This is a genomic window from Chitinophaga eiseniae (assembly GCF_012641265.1).
GTDB lineage: Bacteria > Bacteroidota > Bacteroidia > Chitinophagales > Chitinophagaceae > Chitinophaga > Chitinophaga eiseniae_A.
Window position 1 is genome coordinate 1,880,181 of record NZ_JABAHZ010000001.1, and the last position, 24,713, is coordinate 1,904,893.

Here is a 24,713-nt window from a genome sequence, read left to right on the forward strand (position 1 = left end):
AGCATTCGTTTTTATTCTTTTGTTTTCGCGGTGGTCATCATCAGCAAAGCATCTGCTGCCACTGCAACTTCCCTGTCCGTCTCCACTTCCTTCATCATCAATAGCTGTCCCGACACCTGGCTGGGGCTTCTTCGATTATTGTCAGCATCGGCCTGCAGCAATCGTACCGCCTGCGTTATATCCGATTTCTGCAATTTTTCACTGGCAGCCAGCAGTTCGGCAATTGCTTTCTGACGATCCATGTATTTGTTCCACTGAAGGTTTAATGGTAACTGGGATAATTTCCTGAGCTGGTCCTGGTTCTCCCGAAGCTGTTTTATTACAGGTATTGCTATTACCCGCTGTTGCAGTTTTTCTGTTACAGCCTTCAGGTCGTAGCCGGCACTCCAATTCGTATAGACTGCAGGCTGGATTTCGTCGTAAGGAATTGGGTTTGCATTGTCTTTTTCCCTGCTTCTCGTATAATCCAGGTAGTCGGGCAATACAATATCCGGTGTAACCCCTTTCAGTTGAACTGAGCGGCCACTAATACGATAGAACTTCTGGGAGGTCAGCCAGAGTGCGCCGCCCAGGGGATCGGTGTTGATATATCCGCCATTGAAATTGGGTATTTTCTCTACGATAGGCTGGTTACCCTGCACAGTTCCCTTACCAAAACTGGGAGCCCCGATAATTATGGCTCGTTTGTAGTCCTGCATAGCAGAACTGAATAATTCTGATGCAGAGGCGGAGCCGCCGTTTACCATTACTACCAGGGATCCATCGTAGATGGTCTTACCATCGATATCCCTGTTGTCATCTATTTTGCCATCTTTGTCCCGGATCTGTACCCGTGGCCCTGCGGGAATGAAGTCGCCAATCATTTGTGCAACATCCATAAAAGATCCACCTCCATTATTACGCAGATCAATGATAACGCCATCTACCTGTTCATGCTTCAATTTCTTCATCTCCTTTCTGATATCCATGAAGGCGCCGTTATAAAACATGGGGAACCTGAGGTAACCGATTCTTTTCCCATCCTTTTCCACTATCAGGCTATTTGCTCGTGGCGGTTCCTGCGACAGTTCGGCGCGTTTCAATGCTACCGTATGCAGCGCCCCCCCTGGTTTCCTGAGATGTAGTTTGACAATGGTCCCTTCCTGACCAATAATGAGCGACAGCACTTCATTCATGTTGTGACCCGCCACGGCTTCTTTCTCACCATTCTCCTGCTCAATGGAGACAATAATGTCGCCCGCCTCCACCTGGTGTGATGCTGCTGCTGATCCACCCGGAATAGTCGCCTTCACCGTCAGGTAGCCACCTGCTTCACTCAATTGCATACCCACGCCATAATATGCAGCCCGCTTTCCATCCATGGTGGATTTCCAGGCCTGCGATTCCTCCTCCGTTTGATAGAATGAGTGCGGATCTGCGGAGTAAGGAATAGTTTTCAGGTATTGATAGAAAAACAGGCTGTCTGAGTAGCTCTTGTAATCAGCAAACTTTTTACGAATATTCTGCAACAGAATTTTTCGGACAATTTGTTCCGCCCGGACATTTCCAATTTCTTTCAGTGGCATAGCCGCCAGGCGTTCCAGCGCCAGCGATTTCAGCCACCGCGTGCATTTCGCCACCTGATCAGCTTTACTGGCCGGATAGCTGGACTGGCCCGGCTGTGATGATTGCCAGGTTTCGTTAATAGTGAAACGAAAAGGTTTATCCAAAATGTTATTACAGGTGGCCTCTGTTTCTACTATGCGCTTTCTAAATACAGCAGCAACTTTCTGGTAAAATTGAACCGGAGCACCATTCAATTCGTCGTCGATATTCATGCCTGCCTGCTGCAGCAGGGAAATATCTGGTTGGAGGAAGATGAGTTGCTCATTATCAAGCCAGTTCATGTATTGCGCATACACCTTTATAGCGAAAGAATCATCGTAGGCGCGCTGGCTATAGTGATTGGCTTTTAAGACATTGGCCACACCATGAAAAAGCTTATTGAAATCATCACCAGGTGCTTGTGCTGCCAATGCAAATGGGAGCAGAATAGCCAACACAGTAAATATTCTTATTTTGTTTTTCATTAGATTATCAGGTATTTTTCTGCAGTTGGTTACTCTCCCAGCAACTCTTTTAGTTTATTTCCCAAAGCTTTTCCTTTCAGGTCCCTTGCTACAACGTTGCCGTCCTTATTAATGAGGAAATTATCCGGTATGGGTCCAACGTTGTATAGTTCACCAACGGCGCCTGTTTTATCCCATACATTGAACCAGTTCATCCCTTCCTGCCTGATAGCCCTCATCCAGCTATCATAGCCTTTCTCCCGGTTTACGGTAACATTGATTACCTCAAACCCTTTTGTATGGTATTTTTCATGCAATCTTTTTATATTAGGTATTTCCTCCCGGCAAGGTCCACACCAGCTGGCCCAGAAATCGACCAGTACACATTTACCTTTGAAAGAATGGAGAGAAACGATAGCGCCGGAAGTATCAGCTAGCGAAAAATCAGGAGCCGGTTTACCAGTGGCCAATTTACTGATAGTGGCCAGTTTCTCCTTAATGCCTTCTCCAATCGTTATACCGGCCATCGACGCACGGAGTGCCGGGGATAACCTGTCGTACGCCAGCTGTACCTGCTGCTGCATAAGCATCCCGTCTCCCACATGCTGGCAATTTTCGCTACACATCCACAGTGCATGCAGTGACAAAGGAGATTCCGGATGCGTTGCTGCGTAGTCCAGATTTGTCTGTAGCAACGTAATCATCCCCAAGGCATTAGGATCCGCCATAACTGAATCTCTGAACGCCGCCTTCTGTACAGGATTCAGTTTCATATCCATACGTGAAATTTCCTGGAATTTGTCATTATAAGCTGTCATCAAACTATCCAGGAATAAAAAATCTGCTTGCCAGGGCAATCCTTTTACGGAGGTATTTGAAAGCGAATCAATAGAATTGAGTGTCGCGTTAGCGCCAGGAGAAATGAATATTTTAAATCTGTCGCTACCTTTTTTTGCGAAAGGCGACAGTTGCAAATGCTGCTGGTCTTTCACATATTTAGCTCTCAGCATTACATCCTGCGCCTCATTCACCGTACCTTTAAAGCTGTACTTACCATTTATTACCGTGGCGGTATCCCTGATTTTCACACCTCCATCGCCCCGGTACTGCATAAATATCTTTTCTACGTAGGGCATATTATTAAGCGTTCCATCCAGTTGGAAGGAACCACTTTGTGCCGCCACGGAGCCGGCAGCAAAACAGCCTGAGGCCAAGAGATAAAATATCTTTTTCATCGCGTACAATTGGTTTTGATTTAATGAGCGAACAATGTCTTCAGTTTATCGGATAACGCCTGCCGTTCCAGGTTCTTCGCAATTATTTTTCCTTCAGGGTTGATGAGAAAGTTCTGCGGCACACTGTTTACGTTATACAGGCGTGCTACGTTACCATCTGTTGTTACTACCTGTGTCCAGGTCAGCCCATCTTCCTCTATCGCTTTTTTCCAGGCTTTCAGCTGCGATTTGTTGTCGATTGATACACTCAGGACAGTAAAGCCTTTGTCTTTGTATTGCTGATAGAGTTTGCGCACATGGGGATTTTCGGCCCGGCATGGTCCACACCAGCTGGCCCAGAAATCAAGCAATACATACTTTCCCCTGAGCGATTCCAGTGTAACCATGGTGTTGCTGGTATCCGGCAAGGAAAATTCGGGAGCAATAACCCCTTCGGATGAGATTGAAACAGCCTGCAGCAATTGAGTATAAGGCTTCGCAATGGGCATGTTCCGCACATTGTCCGACAACGATTCGAACAAAGCTTTGGCTTCCTGGTAATCATTTACCCTTTCCCCGGTATAGATTTTCAACGCCCAGAGTGCAAGCGGTGAACCAGGGCTGTTTTTTATATAGGGAAGGAGGATATTTTTATTGAGATGCTCAGTCAGTGTTAAATACTTGTCATCAATCTCTTTCACCTTTATAGAGTCTTTCTGCCTGTCGGCAGCCGTGTAATTCGGCACCAATCCACCCTTCATGCGCAACGACGCTTCGCGGTATGTAATCACCATCGTTTCACCGCTGTCTTTTGTTAACTGCTGTTGCTGCGCCAGGTATGCATAGTCCTTTTGCCATTTTGCACCTGTACCGGTTGCATGCATGTTAGCAAAATTGTCTGCCGATTGTACTTCGACAACCCCGGAATTCAGGTACATCTGATATACTTCATCTTTTTTCGGATATTTTACCCGGCCGTATTCATTGGGGGTGTGCAGCATATTTACCCAGACCAGTTGCGGCTCCACGATCTGCCCGAAAAAAGAATACCTGCCATCCACCACCTTTATGGTATCGCTCTGCAGACCATCGGCGCTCCTGTAGCGCAGTACCACCTTATCTACATCTGCAATATTGACAGTGCTTCCATTGATCTGAAATGGGCCGGCAAACTGTCCGAATACGGAAACCGCCGACAACAGCATGACTACACCCTGCATTAATATTTTCTTCAACATATTGATCATTTGTCTTTTTACAACTGATATCGGGTTTAAGCGCACTTTCCTGCTGACCGGAAAAAGCTGGCAAACGCCTGCTACATTTTTTTAACCGTCAGTGTGGTAATGGTTGTTTTTTCGGTGGTGCCTCTACCCTCTTCACTTTCTGTCTGAATAAGGCCTTTGTCGTCGAACCTGCTTTCCAGCAACATGCCGGTAGCACGGTCAATTACTTTCTTGCCTGTTGCTGTTGACTTTGAATCGATCGTCATGCTGCTACCTTCAGGGCTGCCTGCAGATGTAACCGTTTGATTAACGTCAACAAGGATGCTTCCTGGTTCAATTTTTGAAATATTGGAATGCCTTTCAAACTTTGTGGCCATACCGCTATTGTTATTAGCATTATTCTGATCCCATTTATATCCAACTTCTATTCTGGCGTCAGCGGGAAGATCGCCGCCCAACAATTTTGGAGCAAAAGCACGTAACCCATCTTCATTGAAAAAGAACAAACCCAATTCAGGTCCACCCTGGCTATTTTCCGGCTGGATACCCGGATCTTCATCTATGCTCACCAATTTTTTGGTTGTACCGTCAAAAGTAAACGTGGTTGATTTCCCTAAGACTGTTTTCACCGGATCTCCTATCTCTCCCTCCATATCGGATGGTTTGTCTGAGTCGAATTGAACAGGAGAATTACCAGATCCTGCGGGAGGATTGGAATTAAACCGAACAGACAGATAGGTAGCTTTTACCTGGTACTTATTATTGTTGGCCGATAAAACTTCATAAACAGTGGACATTATGTTTTCAGTAGTAAATACAAATGCGCTGTCGGGGTTCTGACCACTTACACGCACCGATACCTGCTGTTTATATTCCACCAGATATTTATCCCCTTTTTTAATATTTAAAAGAAGTCCGGATTGAGCTTCGCAGATGCAGGCTGAACAAATGGCCAGCACAATAATAGCAGTTGCTTTCAGTTGCTTCAACATGAGCAGATATTTTCAGTATTTGAAAGAATATATTAAAGAGTGGGATTAACAACAAATATTATCCGCCATATGGATATATATTTCCATCCGACTCGAAAAAAAAATGCCTGTAACCCAGATTGATATCTGCACCTTACAGGCATTTATGATTAGATTTGACTATTTTATTTGCTGCCCCTATCTATTTCTGCTTTGATATTGGCAACCAAATCATCAGAATAGCTGGTTTGGCGTAATACTACCTGCCCCTTCTTATCAATTACAATATGAGTAGGAAAAGCAGTTACGGCATATTTACCTGCTATCAGCTGCGCATCAGGAATACAACGGTATTTGAATTCCGTACTTTCAAAGAATTTTGCAACTTCTTCTTTCTTATTCAGGCAGATAGAAATAAATTCTACGTTCTTATTGTTTTTGTACTGCTCCGCCAGCTTATTCAATTCAGGCATTTCTGCTACACAAGGCTTACACTGGATAAACCAGAAATTAAGCACCACTACTTTTTCTCCTTCAAAAGCTGCTAATTCAACGTTATTCCCATTCATATCCGGGGCATTGAAGTTGAATGGCTTGCGTTTCTCCCCTTTAGGCTTTTCTGTATTTGTCAGCAACTTTACGCCTTCCATGTTACCGGATTTATTGCCAGCCGCGCTACCTGGCTGCAACAGTTTAGCTGAAGCACTGAATTCTCCGCCACCGCCGCTATCGTCTACACCAGCTGATTCTTCCACGATGCCGATTTTTTCCTCTCCGCTTCCATTTGCTTTCCGCTCTTCCATGGTAGCTTTACGGTAAACAATTGCCCGGATCACCTCTTCTTCATCGATATAATAATCGTCGGCATAGGAGGTGCTGCGTTGATACTTTCTTACTAGCGGATTCATCTTTCCATCAGTGCCCAGCAGCGGAACCAAGTCTCCTTTTTCATCAAAAAGAGCCACCCTGCCCATATTTATGGCTGTAGCGCCAGCTGTTTTCCTGTCCATTTTCTTCAGACCCTTTAAGAAGTCAGCCGCCTTAAGGTTAGGGTCAAATTGAATAGCCTTCATAGCCTCTGGATCATCGGCAGCGGGAAACTCACTTGCATAATTTTTCTTTTTCTCCATTGCTGCTACCACTCCCTTTAATTGTGTCTGCTCATCGTTGCTGGCTTTACGTACCAGCATAGCCACAATCTTGCTAGTATCTCCGGCATTGGCATAAGGCACCATTACATAATCTTTTTCCGGCCGGGACGAATATTGAATAAATTGGTCTGTAGTGAGCACAGTACCGTCTTCAAAATACAGTCCTTTCCCTTTACTGAAATCAAAGCTCTTCGCCTGTTCCGGGCTCAGTTTAAATGGATTGAGCGCAACCATATTTTTCAGTGCTTCTACTTTTACAGCGGGCATGGTTCCCTGTGCCATACTTTCCTGCTGTACCGCTGCCAACAGACAAAGCGAAAATAAGAAGGCCAATGTTTTACGTTTCATTTTTGGTTTCTTTTATATTGTTATTAGAGGCTGGATTTACTCTTAGTATGTAAGAAATGTTACCATATTATTAAGAAGACGTGAAAGAATGGTAGAACTACTATTTCAACCATTTGTTTTTTTGGAAAAAATCTGTAATACACTGAAATGTATTTCCGTTCTGGCAAAGGATTGGCACCTTTCCTATAGAAAGACAGATGATGGGCTCGTAAAATCCAAATTGATTTATTAAACGCAGTTGGTAAAGGAAGCGCCCGTATTTAACGACAGGCGCTCCCTCCAATATGTTGTTAGCGGTACTCAGTATTTTGTACCAGGTTGGTATTCTCCTGCAATTCTGAAGGAGCAAAAGGGAAAACGTAATACCTGGTGGAAAACTGACGTGCTCTCACGACTGTACTGGAATTTGGCATCAGCATGAGATTACCGTTTGTTCTGTCTACCGTACCATTCAGGCAGTCGTACACATTTTTAATGACTTGCGGCCCTATCTGCCAGCGAACAATATCGAACCATCGGAGGCCTTCACCTGCAAGTTCCACTCTGCGCTCACGTCTTACGAGTGTTCGCAGGGATGCCTGGTCCGGATGAGTAACTGCTGTGGCATTGGGTAACCCTGCCCTCTGACGAAGTTTATTGATGGCATTGTATACAGATGCGTCTATTTGTCCTGCTTCTATTTTCGCTTCAGCATAAGTTAACAGTACTTCTGCATAACGGATCACGATTACATTACCACCGGTCCCCTGCAATGTTGTGGCTCCATAAGGGGTATTCCAATAGTCGTTAAGGTTGCTGAGGTATTTCTTAAAATTATAGCCGGTGATAGAATTCCCCATATCGCCTTTATAGTTGCTGGGGTTTAGGCTATAGCCATTAGCGCTACCGCCTCCGATAGGTCCTCCACCGCCACCAATGGGACCACCTCCACCACCAAACGGACCGCCACCCCCTCCGAAGGGACCGCCACTACCTGCATTCGATGGGGTAATCGGATCAAAATAGATACCATTATAAAACAGCCCGGGACGGATAATTGTGGCATCCAGTCGTCTGTCGCGATTCATATATGGCTGCAGGGGGTTATAAGATGCATCTTCCTGGATAGTTTTACCATTCAGCGTTTCAAATTCATCTACCAGGCTCTGTGTGACAGCCACCGTTGAGCCACCAACGGGTGCAATAGCATAGCCGGAAAGCGCCTGCTTAACATTGTACCCCAGTTTGTATTGAATGTCCAGCATCACTTCCCGGTTAGTGGGGCTGTTTTCGATCTGCGGCCGGAACAGGTCTTCGTAATTGGCGTATAACTCATAATTGAAGGGAGCTGTCATTAATTGGTTACAGGTAGCAATACAATCATCGTATTTATTGCTGAATAGTTCAATACGCGCTTTCAGCGCCAGCGCCGCACCGCGGGTAACCCGACCGATATCTTCCTGGCCTGGGTAGCTTACCGGTAAATCCGGTGCAATCAGCGCCAGTTCTTTGATAATAGCATCACGTACGATATCTCTTTTCACCTGCTTTTGCAGGCGGCTTTCTGTAAGTGTCATGGTGTGCAGTACAAAGGGCACATCACGGTAAAACTGCGTCAGGATGAAATACCGGTAAGCGCGCAGGAAACGGGCTTCTGCTTTCATCCTCGTTTTCAGTGCCGGGGTAACAATGTTATCACCGGCCCTGTCTACATTTTCCAGGAACCAGTTGCAGGCGTAGATTGCCTGATAGGAGTAGAGGTTAGGCCTGTTGTTATTGGTGCTGGCAGTGAGTGAACCATTGGTAAAATTTTCGTAGTTCAATGCAAATGGTCCTCCGCTAAACGCAGTTGCATACAGGGCATTATCAGTATAGCAATCGTTATAGAGAATATTGTCCGCACTCTCCCAGTTAAGATAGCAGCCATTAATGGCCGCGGTTACATCCTTACTGGTGGTCCAGAATGTTTGATCCGTATACACATCCTTCGGGGACCTGTCCAGGTAATCTTTTTTACAAGCTGTCATCAGGCTGCAGCAAAAGATTGCAGTTACCACCCGGGAAGCATATTTATGTTGATTGATAGTCATGTTTGTGAATTTTGACATTGAAAAAATCTTTATTTTCTCATATGTGGTAAGTAGCATCACTAGAAGCCAATGGTGATACCTAAACTATGCAATGTGGTACTTGGATATGCGACTACACCTGCAATCCCTGAAGTTGTTTCCGGATCCAGCCAATGCCAGAAACCAGGGGCAATAACGAAAAGGTTATTCCCACTATAGTACATACGCACGGAACTCATCCTGACAACCCTGCAGGCAGATGCAGGCAGATTATATGAAAAAGTGAGATTGGCCAGTTTCACATAATTAGCTTTCTTCAGCCAGAAGTCTGAAATGGTGGCGTTAGGGTTATTTTGCGTAAAATTATTCCAGGCGCGTGGGAACTTGCCGGACGGATGATCCGGTGTCCATCGTTCCCAGTAATCTGACACAACTTTATTATTTGCATTTGCTATTTGTCCGAGTGCAGGTCCCATCAGCACATCCCTGCCTTGTTCACCACGGAATAACAGGCGCAGGCCAAAATTTTTCCACTGTCCTTCCAATGCCACGCCATATCTGAATGGGGCTACCGCCTGTCCGATTTTCACCCTATCGTACCCGTCAATCTTTCCGTCAGGTTTACCATCCGGCCCGCTCAGGTCCTTATACCGGATATCGCCTGGCCCTACCTTCGAATTCAGCACCGGAGAACCAGTTACTTCCTGTTGATTCTGGTAAATTCCGTCCGACACCAGGCCCCAGATGGCATACAGATTCTCACCTTCCACTCTGTCGCTGGCTACCGCCAGGTCTGTTGAGCGCTGCTTCACCCGGTATTCTTCGATCTTATTTATGTTGTAGGAACCATTTGCGGACACACTCCAGTTAACGGCGCCTGTCTTACCGCTGTATTTGACATCAAATTCTACCCCCTTATTATACATGCTTCCGGCATTTCCAAATGGGCTGGTCAACCCATAGTTGGCTGGTACACTCTGATAGAGCATTAGTCCGTTGGTTTGCTTATGATATGCATCCAGTGTAACACTGAGTTTGTCATTAAACAGGCGGGCATCCAGGCCTAAGTTCACTACATTCGTCTCCTCCCATTTCACATCCGGATTAAAACCATTCAAGGGCCCTACTGCCGTTTGTACCTGGTTATTGAAGGAGTAGCTGGAAACAAGCAGCTGGCGGAGATAGGTATAATATCCCACGGAACTATTTCCCAGTATACCCCAGGATGCCCGGAGCTTCAGGAAGTTCAGTGTTTTATTTAACCGTTCTGCATTTTTATAGAAATCATGGCCGGAAATAATCCAGCCGCCAGAAACTGAAGGGAACAGCTTATAGCGATTCTCTGGCGCAAAAGCGGTGGTTCCATCCGTTCTGAGTGTGGACTCCAGGATGAACAGATCGTTGTAATTATAGCGCAGGCGTCCAAAAACAGATTGCTGTACCGCTTCGAGTTCACTGCCAACAGGCGGTTGGTTTCCCTGGCCGGTAGCTACACCTGGTGTTTGTATGGCGGAGTTAAGAAACCCTTCTTTGTGAACCATCAGGTAGTCGGAATAGGCATAACCGCGCATGGCTCCTGCCATAATTCCTATTTCATGGTTGCCAAAAATTTTGCTATAGTCAGCCACCACCTGGTAAGTAAGACTATAAGACCTGCTTGTGGTTTCATCCAGCTTACCCACATAATTAGAAAGAAAAGGCGATTCCACCAGCGGTGCCCCAGCCGGCCCATTCACGTAAACTTCCATTTCACTCAGGAACGTTTTCAGCGCGCCTGTTGTATAGTTGAAGCCGAGTGAAGGTTTTACTGACAATCCCTTCAATGGAGTCCATGTTAAACCCAGGTTACCGGTGGTATTTGCATTGCTTGTCTTGTAACCTGATGGAGATTCCAGGTATGCCTGGGGATTGATCACTACTCCATTGTTGCTGTACGCCCCATTTGCCCATTTCAAAGGAATCGTCGGTGAGAAGCTAGCAAGAATTCCCAAGACGTTTCCATCAGGGGTTCCTTGTGAAAAGCCAGGACTCATTACGGGCCCAGACAATGGACTATATGCAAAACTCAATCCACCAGTCAATGCCAGTTGCTTGCTGAATTTGGTGTTAAGGTTAAACCTGGAGCTGTATCGTTCGTTTTTATTTCCAGGGATATTTCCATTCTGTTGCAGGTATTCCAGTGACAAGGAATATTTGGATTTTTTGTCCCCTCCGGATACACTGAGGTTATGCCGCTGCTGTACAGCCGGAATGCGCAAAATCTGGTTTTCCCAATTGGTATTTGGGTAATTTACCGGGTCGGAACCATCTTTAAATTTTTGAATCTGATCAGCGGTGTAAGGAGTAAGGGCTGCGCCGCCGCCACCGATGTTAAAACCACCGCCGGGAAAACCTCCACCGCCGCCGCCTGGCGCCTGCTCGTTGCCGATGGCTTCATTTACCAGTGTGGCCTGCTGCCAGGAAGGAAGGTAGCTGGGCCTGCGGGTAAAAAAAGTAAGGCCTGCGTAATAATCATAATTTACTCTTACAGCGCCTGTTTGACCCTTCTTGGTGGTCACAAGCACTACCCCATTGGCAGCACGGATACCATAGATGGCAGCAGAAGCGTCTTTCAGCACTGTAACGGACTCAATATCCTGCGGATTTACCAGGTTGATATCTCCTTCAAAGCCATCAATCAGTATAAGCGGCTGCGCGTTGCCAAATCCAAAATTATTACTGGAGGGGTTCGTGGCCTGACCAACATCGGAAGCTGTGGATAATATATCAAGACCCGTATTTTTCCCCCGAATCAGCATATTACTGTTCCTCCCACCGGGAGAATAATCCTGGGTAATATCGAAGCCGGGAATTCTGCCATTTAATATTTCATAAATGTTGGTGTAGGGCATATTCTCTACATCCTTTGCAGTAATAGTAGACACGGCAGATGTGAGATGATCTCTCTTTTGGGTACCGTAGCCCACCACTACAACTTCCTTCCCGTTTTCTATTTTCTTCACCAACGTAACGGAAATTGTTTCCGACTTCGTTGTTCTGTACTCCTGGGGTTCATACCCCACGAAACTAATGACCAAAATACCCGCTGAATTAGCAGGTATATTAATGGAGAAATTCCCTAATTGATCAGTTACCGTTCCCTGGGTTTGTCCTTTGAGGGCAACGGAGGCTCCTACCAGTGGATTCCCATCCTCATCCAACACCTTACCGGTGACGGTAATGGGTGGAGCCGGGGGGGGCTCATTCAACATATTATTGCCCCCCGGCTTTTCACCCGGCTGGTTGGTATTTGGTTTTATGATAATGGTTTTCCCAATAATCGAATATTGGAAGGGCTGGTTACGAAAACAAAGCCGGAGGACCTCATCAATTCCGGCATTTTTTACATTCATGTCTAAAGGCCGGGCTGTCTTCATCAACTGCGAACTGTATATGAATTCATAGCCGGTTTGTTTCTGAATTTCCGCCAATGCTTTCTCAAACGGCAGGTTCTTAACCGAGAGGCTAACTACCTGTGATCGCCCGGTCGCTGCTGCCAGGAGCAGTGTAGTAAGCATTAAAATAGTCGTCAACTTCATCACACGGAGTGCCTGTCTCGCTGGCAGGCAAGTTTTGGTTGATCGCTGTGCAATGCGCCAGCATGGAATAAATAGCATACCTTTGTTTTGTTAGAGCTGAAAAATTAAGCAGTCCTTCACACGATTTGTTTTATTAGAAGCTCATCTTCCGCCGGGAGTGTGACAGCACTTCCGGCTTTTTATTCGCCACTGTTTTTATTATTATATACTCTCAATAAGGTTGGCTACCTGGGTATTACCGTCAATTTTCTTCCAGTCAACTCAAACTTTACCAGGTTCGTTTCTTCCAGTATCTTTAATAGTTCCGATAAACTTGCCTTCCTGGAGATTGATCCGCCAAAATTGACCTGCGACACATCTCCCCTGAATTCGACATCTACATCATACCAACGTGCCACCTGGCGCATCACCTCCTTAATATTTGTTTCATGGAAACTGAACATCTCCTGTTTCCATGCCACTACTTTTTGTACATCCACGTCTTTCAGTACTTTGATGTCATTTATTACCTGTGCCTGCTGCCCTGGTTTCAAGACAACCGCCTGCTTATTATTCAATGCCGTTCTTACAGCACCTTCCAGCAAGGTTACCCTTATGGCCGATTCATCGTCATAGGCGTTTACATTAAAGTGTGTGCCTAATACCGTTACCTCCATATTATTCTTACTTACTTTAAATGGCATTCTTGTATCGTGCACTACTTCGAAATAGGCCTCACCGGATAACTGTACTCTTCTTTCCCCGCCGCTAAAGGCCACCGGATAGGTAATGGACGATCCGGCATTTAACCAGGCCATCGATCCATCTGAAAGCGTTATTTCCACCACTTTACTGCCTCTTGGGTTGGAAAGGGTATTATACAGACCCGATGTAGCAGTTCCAGATCCTGCCGCAGCATAAATAACCTTCCCCCCTGCTGTTTTCACTACTGTTGTATTACCCTGGTGGATAACAGTACCATCCTGCTGTTCATCCAGTTCTACCTTTTCTCCATTCGATAAAGTGATCATCGCCCTGTTTTTAATAGGAGCTACTATATCTTTTGTGGCTAATGCCCCCTTGACAGGCGCCTGTTTAGGTCGCAGTGCCCAGTAGCCCAGGCCTAGCAACATAATGAGAGATGCCGCCACCGCTATCCGTTTCCAGTTAAATTTGCGGTTGATATGAACCATAGGCGTTTGTGCGTTAACCTCTTCCAGCAGCAACCGCATCTTGGCATCCCAATCAATACCCGCCTGCTTGTTTTCGGCTTTTACTTTTTCCCAATATAATTGTAGTGCTTCTTCCAGCGGTTGATCAGTATTAGCTTCTCTAACCAGCAGCAGCAACTGCTCCAGCTCTTCCCGCGAGCAGGTATTGCTGGTATATTTCTCCACCAGCTCATTTAATTGGCTGTTTATCCCGCTATTGGAATGCATAACGATAGTATTACGGAAATTCAAGTCTTCCAATAAGAAGACGTAAACAACATCAACTACTACTACCCGTTGTTAACTTTTTTTAATTCCAGTGCAAGTAGGGCCAATATGATAGTAATCTTCAGATGACTGAACAGATAAGATTTGATAAAACGCTGAGCATCAACAATTTGATTTGCTATTGTACTTGGGGCTATTCCTAACTTTTCGGCAATTTCAGCATGACTAAGGCCTTCCTCCCGGCTCAAACGATATACTTCACGACGTTTAGGCGGAAGCAAATCTATGGCTTCCCTCAATTTTTGGTCGTACTCCTGGTGGATTAAACGACTTTCGGGGTCACTACTCTCGGCAATTTGTATATTATCCCATGTAATGTCTGTCAATACACGGCTGGTGGATGCCTTTCGGAGAAAATCAATCGACTTGTTACATGCCACCCTGAACAAGAATGCGTCCATATTTTCAATCTGGGGCACAACATCCCTCCCAATCCAGATCTTTAAGAACACGTCCATGACTAATTCTTCTGCAACCTGGGCTGACTTTACAATCCCCAATATATAATGATATAATCTCTCCCGGTATGTACTAAACAAAACCTGGAAAGCCTGTTCATCCCCCCCCGCCACCTGTTCCAGAAGTTCGCGATCCATCACTTTTCCTGATTTCTACAATGTGTAATGACTAATAAAATGAGTGCTGATACTTACATAAGTATAATCGCAATTTAATACAATTCATAGAATTGTAATGATATATCTAATCAGGCTGTTTAACGTACAAGCCAATACCACTTAAGTGTTAGCCTGTACCAACCAAATAATAAATCCCCATGCAGCCAGTTGCCGCATGGGGATTTACCGTTATACGGAGAAGCAACTCTTTCGTTGGCCGTCTCCAATATGACTCCTTACCTTCTTTTACGCCTGATCAGTATTCCAGCTCCAAGCGCCAGCAGCATTCCCGGTAATACCCATAACAAAAATATCTTCTGTATTTCCAGTCCTTTTTGTGTGATAAGAACTTTGTTGTCCTTGCCTTCTAAACGTGTAATATCCAGCGGGAATTCGCCATAGTTTAGCCAGCTGAAAAGCGATGTACTGAAAAGGAAATTGGATGTTTTCAGATCGGTACGCACCGCCGACAATTCATTATTGGAAAGGAAGTCTGCATCTCCGGCAACGATAATGCGCTGTTCTTTACCATTTACTTTCCTGGTAAGACTCAGTGCCAGCGGCACTGACCTCCGTTCATCGCCGGCAGCCACAGAAAATAAGATTCTGCCGGAGTCGGATGTCAGTATACCTTTTTTAATCCAGCTCTGGCTGGCATCAGATACCAATAGCGGCTTTACCGTAAAGGCACTGTTGCTGTCGGCGTCAAGTCCAACGGCACCAGGCATAGATATACGCAAACTGTCGTCAGCAGCATTTGCCATCACCTTGGCAAGAGCAGCAGCAGTAACCGTGGCATATGGCAGTGCCAGGTCTGGCGCCAGTTCCTTACTCGGTTGTGCAATGATACCATCCATCAGCCGTACACCCAGGCTTTGCAGTAAGGGATTGAGCATGGCCTGCTTTCCTGGTTCACCTGCAATCAGCAGGTTTCCTCCCCTGTCGATATACTGCCTGAGTTTTGCTAATACCGCTTCATTGAAAGGCTCTCTTGGATCAGCTATTACCAGGGTGGTGATATCCGCCGGAATATCGGAGGTTTGCAGGCAAATGGAGTCTACATCGAATCCCTGGTTGATAAGTGCACGTCTGAATATTGGATTCTTGTTCAGCTTCTTATAATCCCGTTCTCCCGAGTTATAGATATTGCGTTCGAATTCTCCGCTCAGGTAGGCTATTTTCGGCATTTTATCCTGCTGCAAACGTTTAAAGGCTGCGCCTATTTCTGATTCCCCAGGCATCATCATCATGTCATTGAAAATGCGGAGAAACGCGGATTTACCTTTATACTTCAGTTGTACAACAAAGCGGTTGAGCTCCGGCTTCAGGTCAATTATCTTCTTTATCTCTTGCGGCGTTTTGAATTGCTTTATATCCAGATTTTGTGCCTTTACCTTCTGTAAAGCTATCTCGTCCAGACTTTTACCTTTGTAATAGCTGAGATCTCCCTTGCTATCATCAAATGTACTGTCATAATAATTTACAAAGTGAAAGTTAATATCAGGTTTGAATCTTAAATATTGCTCCCATCCGCGGATATAATTATTCCGATAATGGGGATCGCCCAAAAAGGCAAATCTGTTTAACAGGTTGCTGTATACCGTAATTTCCAGCGGACCTTCGTCAAATCCTTTGGTGAGACGCTGCAGATCAGGTGTAAGCGTATTGGATTGTAAAGCCGTTGTATCGTGGTAAGCCGTAAGAGCGGGACGTGAACTCACATATCCCAGCACCAGTACCAATGCAAATACAACCACATACCGCATTGCTTTTACCATCACAGGCCGTGATTCCATCCCGCTTTTCAGTTTAATATAACTGAAGGATAGGAACATACCGATCACCAGAACGAAATAGATAATATCGGTAGAAGAGATCAGTCCACCCAGCATATTGCGGGTACGCCCTGCCAGCGAGAGGAAATAGGTCAGGTCTCTGACAAAATCAATATCCTGCCAAAGGGAACCAACATAACTCAGTGCAGCAATTGCAACAAAAGTACAAACGGCTGCCACCACCTGGTAAGTGGTGAGGCAGGACATAAAGAGACCAATGGCCGCATAAGTGCAAAGCAACAGGTAAAAGCCCAATGTGGCAGACAACAGTAACCCAACGTCCACTGATTGAATATTGGAGGCGCCTATCACCATAAAAATACCAACAATGGCTACCATCAACAGACTATATATCAGCATGGCCACATACTTACCCAGTACAATATGCCAGACCTTTACCGGTGAAGAATACAGCAGGCGAATAGTACCACTGCTGGTTTCCCGGCTGATAAGCCCCATGGTCAGTAGTGGAATATAGAGATAAAGCTTCTCCATAACGGTATCAAACAAGGTATACCGGTCCAGAAATATTTTCCGGGTAAGGTCCTTCAGATACTCCATAGACGGGCCACCGGATTCCTGGTAACCGAGGTGGTTCTGCAAAAGTCCCGTATAGGTCAGTCCACACTGCACCAGGAACGCGATCATCAGGAACCAGACTATCGGCGAATAGAACAGCGTACGCAGTTCGGTCTTTGCAATTTTGAAAGTCGTTTTCATTTATTACTGGAGGGAAAATTAAGATTGAAATGATTTAATGGACAATTGTTTGAAGATGGTATCCAAAGCCGTTTTATCGAAGGTGATCTCACGCAGGCGCCAGCCGTTATGGACTGCTGCTGTGGTCAGCCTTTCTGCAATTCCCTGGTCGGTATTGAAATGTATCCTCATCTGCTTTTCTGTAAGAAACTCCACTCCTGTAACACCTGCCAGCTGCAGGAACGCAGCCTCCGCCGGCGGATTTTCCAGGTGCATCACCACGCTGCGTGGCTCTACGTAATTATTAAAAGCGTCCATAGTGTCTGCAAAAACAATCCTTCCGCTCTCAATCATCCTGATATCTTTACAAAGCAACTGTACCTCTGTGAGGATATGTGAAGAAAAGATCACCAGGCAATCCTTCGCTATTTCTTTGATCAGCGCCCTTACCTCGATGATCTGATTAGGATCAAGTCCATTTGTTGGTTCATCGAGCACCACCAGGCGCGGGCTATGGATGATAGCCTGGGCAATACCCACGCGCTGCCGGTAACCACCGGAGAGATTGCGTAACAGCCGTTTACTGAAATGGGCAATACTGCAACGTTCCTTCACGGCCTCCACAGCACTCCGCACTTTGTCCTTCGGCATTTGCCGCAGGTTGGCACAGTACGTCAGGTACTCGTCTACCGTCAGTTCAAGGTGCAGCGGCGCCTGTTGCGGCAGGAAGCCCACTTCCTTTTTGGCCAGTTGCGGCTGCTCCCTCATGCTGAATCCATTGATATATACCTGGCCTTCCGTTTGGTTCAGCGTTCCACAAAGGATATTCATGGTGGTGGACTTCCCCGCGCCGTTGGAGCCCAACAGTCCTACTATACCCGTTTGATTGAACTCCATGTTGATATCACGGATCGCCCAGGTGGTGGAATACTTATGAGAGAGATGCTCAATTTTTACGATGCTGTTCATTTTATTTTTTGCTATTGATACTGTTACTTATGGGTTATTGGGCATGTCCTGATTGTACTGCAGGAAATTATACGGCAGCTGCATCACCAGGCGGTCCGGCTGGCGAAGGGTATATGCCACGGTGCTGCCATCCTTATTATACAGTGTATGCGTAAATGTTATTCCGGAAAAAAGTGGGTCTACAGAAAGACGACGCATATCGAACCAGCGGTAACCTTCCATCGCAAATTCCCGGATACGTTCTTCGATAATGAATTTGACCAGTGCTACGCGATCACCTGCCACAGCGGCGGGTACCGGTGCATCCGCAGTCGGCATACGGTGAACACGCAATATCTCCACATCCGCTACAGCGCCTGTCAGATCGTTGAGCCTCGCTTTACATTCTGCACGCAGCAGGTATAATTCCGATAACTCCAGACCATACCTCGAGTATTGAATGCCATACTTTCTCAGGCGCCCTCCGGCATTAAGTGATCCATCAGGGTTTTTGTTGGTGTACAGCTGCAAACGGAGGTCGGAGGTATCAAAGAGCGCTGCTGTTTGTGGCGTCAGCACCAGCCCGTTATTCCCATACATGTTGCCATTATAGCCACCGTTATAGTATACTTTGAAGAGCACGGATTCCGTGAGGTCAGTAAAATTATTACCAGGTCCATTGGCAGGACCAGTGTTTCTGTTGATAGGCAGGAAAGCGCCGCCGGTTCCCAACGTCTGGTTATAATCGTACAATTTCGCGCCGCCGGTTCCCAAATCATTGAAGGCTGCATTCAGCAATGGCAGGGCATCACTATAACGCCCCATAAACAAATAGACTTTACCTAATAAGCCTTCTGCTGCGGCTTTGGACATACGGGTACGAATAGCAGGATTTACAGGCAGATCAGGTATAGATTCCGTGAAATCTTTGATGATGAAGTCGTACATTTCCTGTACAGTACCTCTCTTAAAAACAGTGGCTGATACATCCGCCTGTGTGATGATGGGAAAACCCGGATCGGAGGCAGCGGTAGCAGCCAGGTATGGTTTTGCGTAAATGTTGATGAGTTGAAAATTGCACCAGGCGCGGGTAGCCCTGGCCTCCGCACGAATACTTCTTTTTTGCGCATCCGTTCCATCCGTGGAATTCATCACCTCATTGATAATTTTATTCAGCTGATACTGATTGCTGCTAAGACTCTGAAGTAGCAATGGCGGTCGCTGGTACGCATCATTCGGATAATAAACGATATCCTGCCACTGGAAAAGCCGCGTCATATGCTGCGAAACGGTACTAAACAGGCCATCTTCTGCAGCCAGGTCATCTCCCATCAATACCTCTTCCTGCCAGCCTCCCCCGCCGCGTGCCATATACAAATACGGGCTATTCATCAGTTTGTCATAATCAGCTGTAGCAGATGCCACCTGAGAGCCCAGTGGCACCACCTCCAGGAAACTTTTACTGCAAGCCGTAAAAGTCAGTGGAGTAATTATAAAGATCAGGCGATATAATAATTTATTCATTATGCTAGGTGGTTTATGATTGAATTATAGCGTAACCCTTAATCCCAGGCCATAACTGTGTTTAGACGTTGGGTAAAAATAGGTCCCGACACTTGGGTCGGCATTGTATTCCGGATCAATACCGTAATGATTCGCCTTCCATACCATGAAGTTGCTGGCCTGTATAAATACGCTGGCGCGTTGCAGATTCAAATGTTTAAGCAAATCCGGTTGAAGGTCATACGTCAGGGAAATATCACGGAGTTTGATGTAAGATGCGCTAACTACGTTAATGTCGGCATAGTTATAATAATCCATGTTTCTCCTGGTATAATCCACTGCTACGCTGGGTACATAGGAAGGCACATTGGTAAATGCTTCATCACCAGGTTTCTGCCAGCGGTCAAGAAAATTTGTCCGGAGATTGCCACCGAAATAAGCGCGGTCAGAGAGTCGGCCAGAGCTTTTGAAACTTACATTCCTGCGCATCACATGGCCCAGGTTATAAATGAGATTGGCCGACAGAGAAAAACCTTTATAGCTGAAAGTATTGGTAAGACCTCCATTGAATTTAGGCTGCGTAACACCCATATAAACCACGTCGTCGGCAGTTGCGATGTAGGGATTTTTTGTGACCTTCCCATTTGCCAATTTTATCTGAGGGTCACCCAGGCTGTCGAGTCCCGCATAGCGATAGGCGAACAATGGGCTAATGGTATAGCCGGCCACGTAGGAGGCGCCAATTCTGGTATACACCGCCTTGGTCTGTTGCGATTTCACGCCCCAGGATACCAGTTCATTTTTGTTGTAACTGAATACCCAGCGGGTGGTCCATCTGAAATTTTTGGTCCTGATGTTCTCAGAACCGAGTGTGATTTCAATCCCCTTATTAACGGCCTTTCCCAGGTTACCAGTGATCTGACTAAATCCGGTAAATGGATTTGCTGGAAGATAACTCAGGAGGTCAACGGTTGTTTTATGATATCCTTCAATGCTACCATTGATACGATTATTGAACAGCGCAAAGTCAATTCCTACATTGACGGTTTTAACACTTTCCCAGGAAAGCTTTCTGTTTGCCGGACGATTTACATCCAGGCCATCGCCGGCGATGCCACCGCTTTGTACCTGTGCATTGGGATACAGCACATCATATAGCGTTGCCGCCCCTACGTAAGGAGAATTCCCCAGGATACCGTAGGTGCTTCTCAGCGCCAGCGCATCTACCCATTTTACACCCGACAGGAATGGCTCTTTATCCATTCTCCACTTGCCACCTATGCTCCACACCGGTTTGTTCTGAGACGATACGTCACTACCGAAAAGGCTGCTCTGGTCTTGCCTCCAGCTCATGTCGAGACTGTATTTCTGATTAAAAGAGTAGCTACCCAAAGCGAAGTAGGAATTGAACCTTGATACTGTTTTGGCAATCTGGAAGATGCTACCATTCAGATAACCTGTGCCTGTTATAGTACCCTGTATTCCTTTAGACATGGTGAGATAGTCCAGCACAGGGTATGTACCCAATGACCGATTATAACCATATATACTAAGACCGGTATTATAGCTATACTGCTCCTGCGCCTCCAGGCCTGCCTGCAGGGTGAGTGCATCCTTCCCTCCCCTTGGCTGAGCAGTATACACCAGCTGATTACGCACCATCCAGTTATGCTGATCGTTATTGATGGCATTGTAATACCCACCCGTCAATGGCAGGTAGTAAACAGGTGTGGATGCAGCGGTAGGCGCCACCGTCAGGCTCAACATCGTTTTGCGCATATTGAGGCTTTTATTATCGCTATAAATATCGTAGGTACCAGGAGTTTTCTGATAGCCATAAACGCCTTCAAAACGCAGCCCTTTCCACAATTGTACCCCCACCCTTCCGTTTACATTCATCGTGAGGTTGGTGCGTTTATTATGCTGATAGTTGAGTTCATCCAGTGGATAATAATCGAGATTAATACGGCTGCGCGTCTGGTAATCCTGACGCAGGGAATCGCCATAGCCGGTCATATAAGGCATGTTAATGCTTCGGCCATTTGCATCCCGCAGTTGCTGATATGGTAGCACATCACTGCCAATACTCATGATACCGTCACTGGTGTACACTGCATCGTTCAGCGACGTGTTCAGTGTAATGCTCACTCTTTTGCCGGGGTTGAATTGTTGCGTCAGATTGAGTTTATAGGTATTATCCTGCTCGCCGGTATGAATGCCCTGCATATTTGCATAACCTAAAGACAGGTAGTAGGAATAAATGTTGTTGCCTCCGGAAACAGAAAGCGTATGGCTATGAGTGATGGCGGGCTGATAAAAAAGATTGGCCATCTGTGACCTGCCATCAATACTGGCCAGGCTATCGAGGCTCTTATTGGCTTGTTCCTCGGAAATCAGTCCACGATACTTATTATAAAGAATAACATCATGGGGAGCTACATAACCTGTGGAAACACTGGCCCATGGATAGCGTACCGGATCGAATAACTGGCGGGCAACCTGAATATACTGCTGGCTGTTGAGCATTGGATCATGTGCCCACTCCGGTCTGCTTTGAACGGTAACAGAGCCAGCATAGTCTATATTCATGCGCTGATTCTTTTTACCCTGGCGTGTTGTCACAACTACCACTCCATTTGCGGCACGTGCTCCATAGATAGCAGCTGCCGCTGCATCCTTGAGTATGGTGATATCTTCAATATCATCCGGGTTCACCGCACTGAAATCCGTAGACACCAATCCATTAATAACATATAGTGGTTCCCCGTCGAGCAACACACTACTATTACCGCGTATCAGGCTTCTTCTCGTCACTACGCCATTAGCATTTGACCTGGACCCCATATTATTAAGGCCCGACTTAACAGTGAGCCCCGCTACCTGTCCATCCAGCCGGCCAATCACATCGGTTACATCCCGGGCACCTACACGGCGCTTTACTATATCCATATCCGGCTTGGCAAACGAGCCGGTAGCCCTTTCTTTGCTCAGCTGCTGATAGCCGGTATTGTACACCGATACAGCCGACAGTTGGGATACCTGCTGTTTCAGTATCACTTTCATCTGTTCACCAAATTTCGCGGGAAGCAGCAATATTTGATAGTTGATACTCCTGAATATAAGTGTATCACCCTTCTCAGCAGGATATACAAAATATCCGTTTTCATTTGTTGGTACTGCACGATGGTCGCGCTTTGTCATGATGGTTATACCAGGCAATGCGTTTCCCTGCTCATCAGTTACCAGGCCATGAACACGTGGTACATCCTGTTGCACCTCGGCCGGGTCAGGAGCAAGAGTATGCTTCTTCTCCGCCTTCTTCCTGATAAAAACCGTTTTACCCTGGATGACAAATTCAAGGGGTAACCCTTCCAGCATCACTCCCAATGCCTTTTCCAGGGGCACCTCCTTCAGCTGTACCGAAATGGGGCCTATTCCAGCCAATGCTTCGTTGGAATAAAAAAACTTGTAACCCGTCTGCGCTGAAATGTCGGAGAACAATTTTGCAGGCAATGCTTTTCCGGAATAGCTGACTTGCTGCGCCTGCGCTGCGACGCCGACAAGTAGTAATAAAGCCAGTAGTAGCGTTGTGCTGACTTTAACGAATAGTTGGTTCTTGATTTTTTCACGCTTCTTTTGCCGCAGATGCGGGAAAATAGGGATAGTGTAACCCTTCATTTGCATACTTTTGCGAATTTGAGTTTAATAAATAAGCAGCGGGCAAGGCTGTTCAAGTTAAACGTGGCAAAAAGCCGCCGGCAGGACGCCAATCGCTGGCACCCGGTTTCTTCATTTTGTCCACAAAACTTGTATCAGGAAATTCCCCTGCTTTTAGATTTTGGTTTGTTTATAGCACTTATTATGGTTGTATGATAAGCTTATTTCCATTCTCTAAAGTATAATGTAACTCACTGGAACCCAGCCCCAGCAGCACCTGCGAGAGCGTGAGCGATCTTTCTATTTCTCCGCTGAAAGTGGTTTGAGGCACAGCACCCCGGAATTCCACGGCTATATTATACCAGCGTGCCAATTGGCGCATCACTGTTTTAATATCAGCATTTTCAAACCGGAACAGGCCATTTTTCCAGGCCATCACTGTCTTAATATTAGCAGTGGATATAGTGGCACTTCCGTCTGGCATGATTGACGCCGTTTTGCCTGGCGCCAGTAATGTATTTTCCCGTTGCGTTTGTACGCTTATTACCCCCGATATCAATGTAGCACTAAGTTGCTTTTCATCCGGATATGCATTTACGTTAAAGGAAGTGCCGAGCACCTGTATTGCAGTGTTGTTTACCCTTACTATAAAGGGCTGACTTGCGTTGGCGGCCACTTCAAAATATGCTTCACCCGTTACATCCACGCTTCTTTCTTTTCCGGTAAATGCGGTTGGATAGCGGATCGAACTGGCGGCATTCAACCAAACTTTTGTACCATCTGCCAGTACCAGCTGGAACTGCCCCTGCCTTGGCGTGCTCAATCGATTATAACTAATACCTGTTTCCGTTCCATTTGCTTCATATTGCAAACTACCATTGAGCTGGTGTACTGCCGCCACTCCCTGCCGTATCACCTGGTTACCAGCGCTGTCCAGCGTTATTGTTGATCCATCAGCAAGCGTCAATACTGCTTTGGAGGAACCGGGCTGAATATCGGAAAGCTTCGCAAGTGTATGCCCTACAGGCTTATCTCTGTGATCCATCAAGTAATAGGTGCCCATAGCCAACATCCCAACGAATATGGCTGCTGCCCATCCCCACCGACGTATAAAACGGGTACGTTGCGTAGCAGGCGCCATTTCGCGTACGATACCAACTGATTGCCTGTCGGCAGACAGTATCAATGCCAGCTCCCCCGCAATAAATTCGGAGCTCAGATTTTCAGCATAGCCTGCCTCTTCATTCATCCATGGATTCAACAAATCCTCCCAGTTGTGCTCATTTCCTTCGCCGGCAAAGCTGAACAGTTCCCCCTCTTCCGAAGCGGAGAGTTGGCCGGACTTATATTGTTCCAGTAAATAGCTAAGACGGGATACATCCATAATTTAGT

At 46.2% G+C, this 24,713-nt stretch carries 14 protein-coding genes; all 14 read right to left on the reverse strand.

Annotated features, from left to right (window positions below; all coding sequences use genetic code 11):
• Positions 1 to 11: 11 nt before the first annotated feature.
• Positions 12 to 2,069: a carboxy terminal-processing peptidase gene (locus HGH91_RS07215; RefSeq protein WP_168737745.1), complete on the reverse strand. Its 2,058-nt coding sequence runs from the start codon at positions 2,067 to 2,069 to the stop codon at positions 12 to 14.
• Between the two features lie 29 nt (positions 2,070 to 2,098).
• Positions 2,099 to 3,283, reverse strand: a complete 1,185-nt coding sequence (locus tag HGH91_RS07220) for a TlpA disulfide reductase family protein (protein WP_168737746.1) — start codon at positions 3,281 to 3,283, stop codon at positions 2,099 to 2,101.
• 20 nt (positions 3,284 to 3,303) lie between these two features.
• Positions 3,304 to 4,500 carry a TlpA disulfide reductase family protein gene (locus tag HGH91_RS07225; protein ID WP_168737747.1) on the reverse strand — a complete coding sequence of 399 codons (1,197 nt, stop codon included), beginning with the start codon at positions 4,498 to 4,500 and terminating at the stop codon, positions 3,304 to 3,306.
• 80 nt (positions 4,501 to 4,580) lie between these two features.
• The gene (locus HGH91_RS07230; RefSeq protein WP_168737748.1) at positions 4,581 to 5,480 is read right to left on the reverse strand and encodes a DUF6263 family protein; all 900 of its coding nucleotides are present in this window, start codon (positions 5,478 to 5,480) and stop codon (positions 4,581 to 4,583) included.
• Between the two features lie 164 nt (positions 5,481 to 5,644).
• Positions 5,645 to 6,958, reverse strand: a complete 1,314-nt coding sequence (locus HGH91_RS07235) for a TlpA family protein disulfide reductase (protein WP_168737749.1) — start codon at positions 6,956 to 6,958, stop codon at positions 5,645 to 5,647.
• A gap of 290 nt (positions 6,959 to 7,248) precedes the next feature.
• The gene (locus HGH91_RS07240) at positions 7,249 to 9,027 is read right to left on the reverse strand and encodes a RagB/SusD family nutrient uptake outer membrane protein (RefSeq protein WP_168737750.1); all 1,779 of its coding nucleotides are present in this window, start codon (positions 9,025 to 9,027) and stop codon (positions 7,249 to 7,251) included.
• Between the two features lie 59 nt (positions 9,028 to 9,086).
• Positions 9,087 to 12,662: a TonB-dependent receptor gene (locus tag HGH91_RS07245; RefSeq protein ID WP_168737751.1), complete on the reverse strand. Its 3,576-nt coding sequence runs from the start codon at positions 12,660 to 12,662 to the stop codon at positions 9,087 to 9,089.
• A 146-nt stretch (positions 12,663 to 12,808) separates the two neighbouring features.
• Entirely contained in the window at positions 12,809 to 14,002 is a 1,194-nt protein-coding gene (locus HGH91_RS07250; RefSeq protein WP_168737752.1) for a FecR family protein, read from the reverse strand.
• 62 nt (positions 14,003 to 14,064) lie between these two features.
• On the reverse strand, positions 14,065 to 14,658 hold the full coding sequence (locus HGH91_RS07255) for an RNA polymerase sigma factor (protein ID WP_168737753.1): 594 nt from the start codon (positions 14,656 to 14,658) through the stop codon (positions 14,065 to 14,067).
• Between the two features lie 257 nt (positions 14,659 to 14,915).
• Positions 14,916 to 17,234 (reverse strand): Gldg family protein, encoded by a 2,319-nt coding sequence (locus tag HGH91_RS07260; protein ID WP_168737754.1) that lies wholly within the window; start codon positions 17,232 to 17,234, stop codon positions 14,916 to 14,918.
• A gap of 18 nt (positions 17,235 to 17,252) precedes the next feature.
• Entirely contained in the window at positions 17,253 to 18,182 is a 930-nt protein-coding gene (locus HGH91_RS07265) for an ABC transporter ATP-binding protein (protein WP_168737755.1), read from the reverse strand.
• Between the two features lie 27 nt (positions 18,183 to 18,209).
• Positions 18,210 to 19,685, reverse strand: a complete 1,476-nt coding sequence (locus tag HGH91_RS07270) for a RagB/SusD family nutrient uptake outer membrane protein (RefSeq protein ID WP_168737756.1) — start codon at positions 19,683 to 19,685, stop codon at positions 18,210 to 18,212.
• Positions 19,686 to 19,709: 24 nt separating this feature from the next.
• Positions 19,710 to 23,342, reverse strand: a complete 3,633-nt coding sequence (locus tag HGH91_RS07275; protein WP_168737757.1) for a SusC/RagA family TonB-linked outer membrane protein — start codon at positions 23,340 to 23,342, stop codon at positions 19,710 to 19,712.
• Positions 23,343 to 23,523: 181 nt separating this feature from the next.
• Positions 23,524 to 24,705 carry a FecR family protein gene (locus HGH91_RS07280; protein WP_168737758.1) on the reverse strand — a complete coding sequence of 394 codons (1,182 nt, stop codon included), beginning with the start codon at positions 24,703 to 24,705 and terminating at the stop codon, positions 23,524 to 23,526.
• Positions 24,706 to 24,713 lie beyond the last annotated feature (8 nt).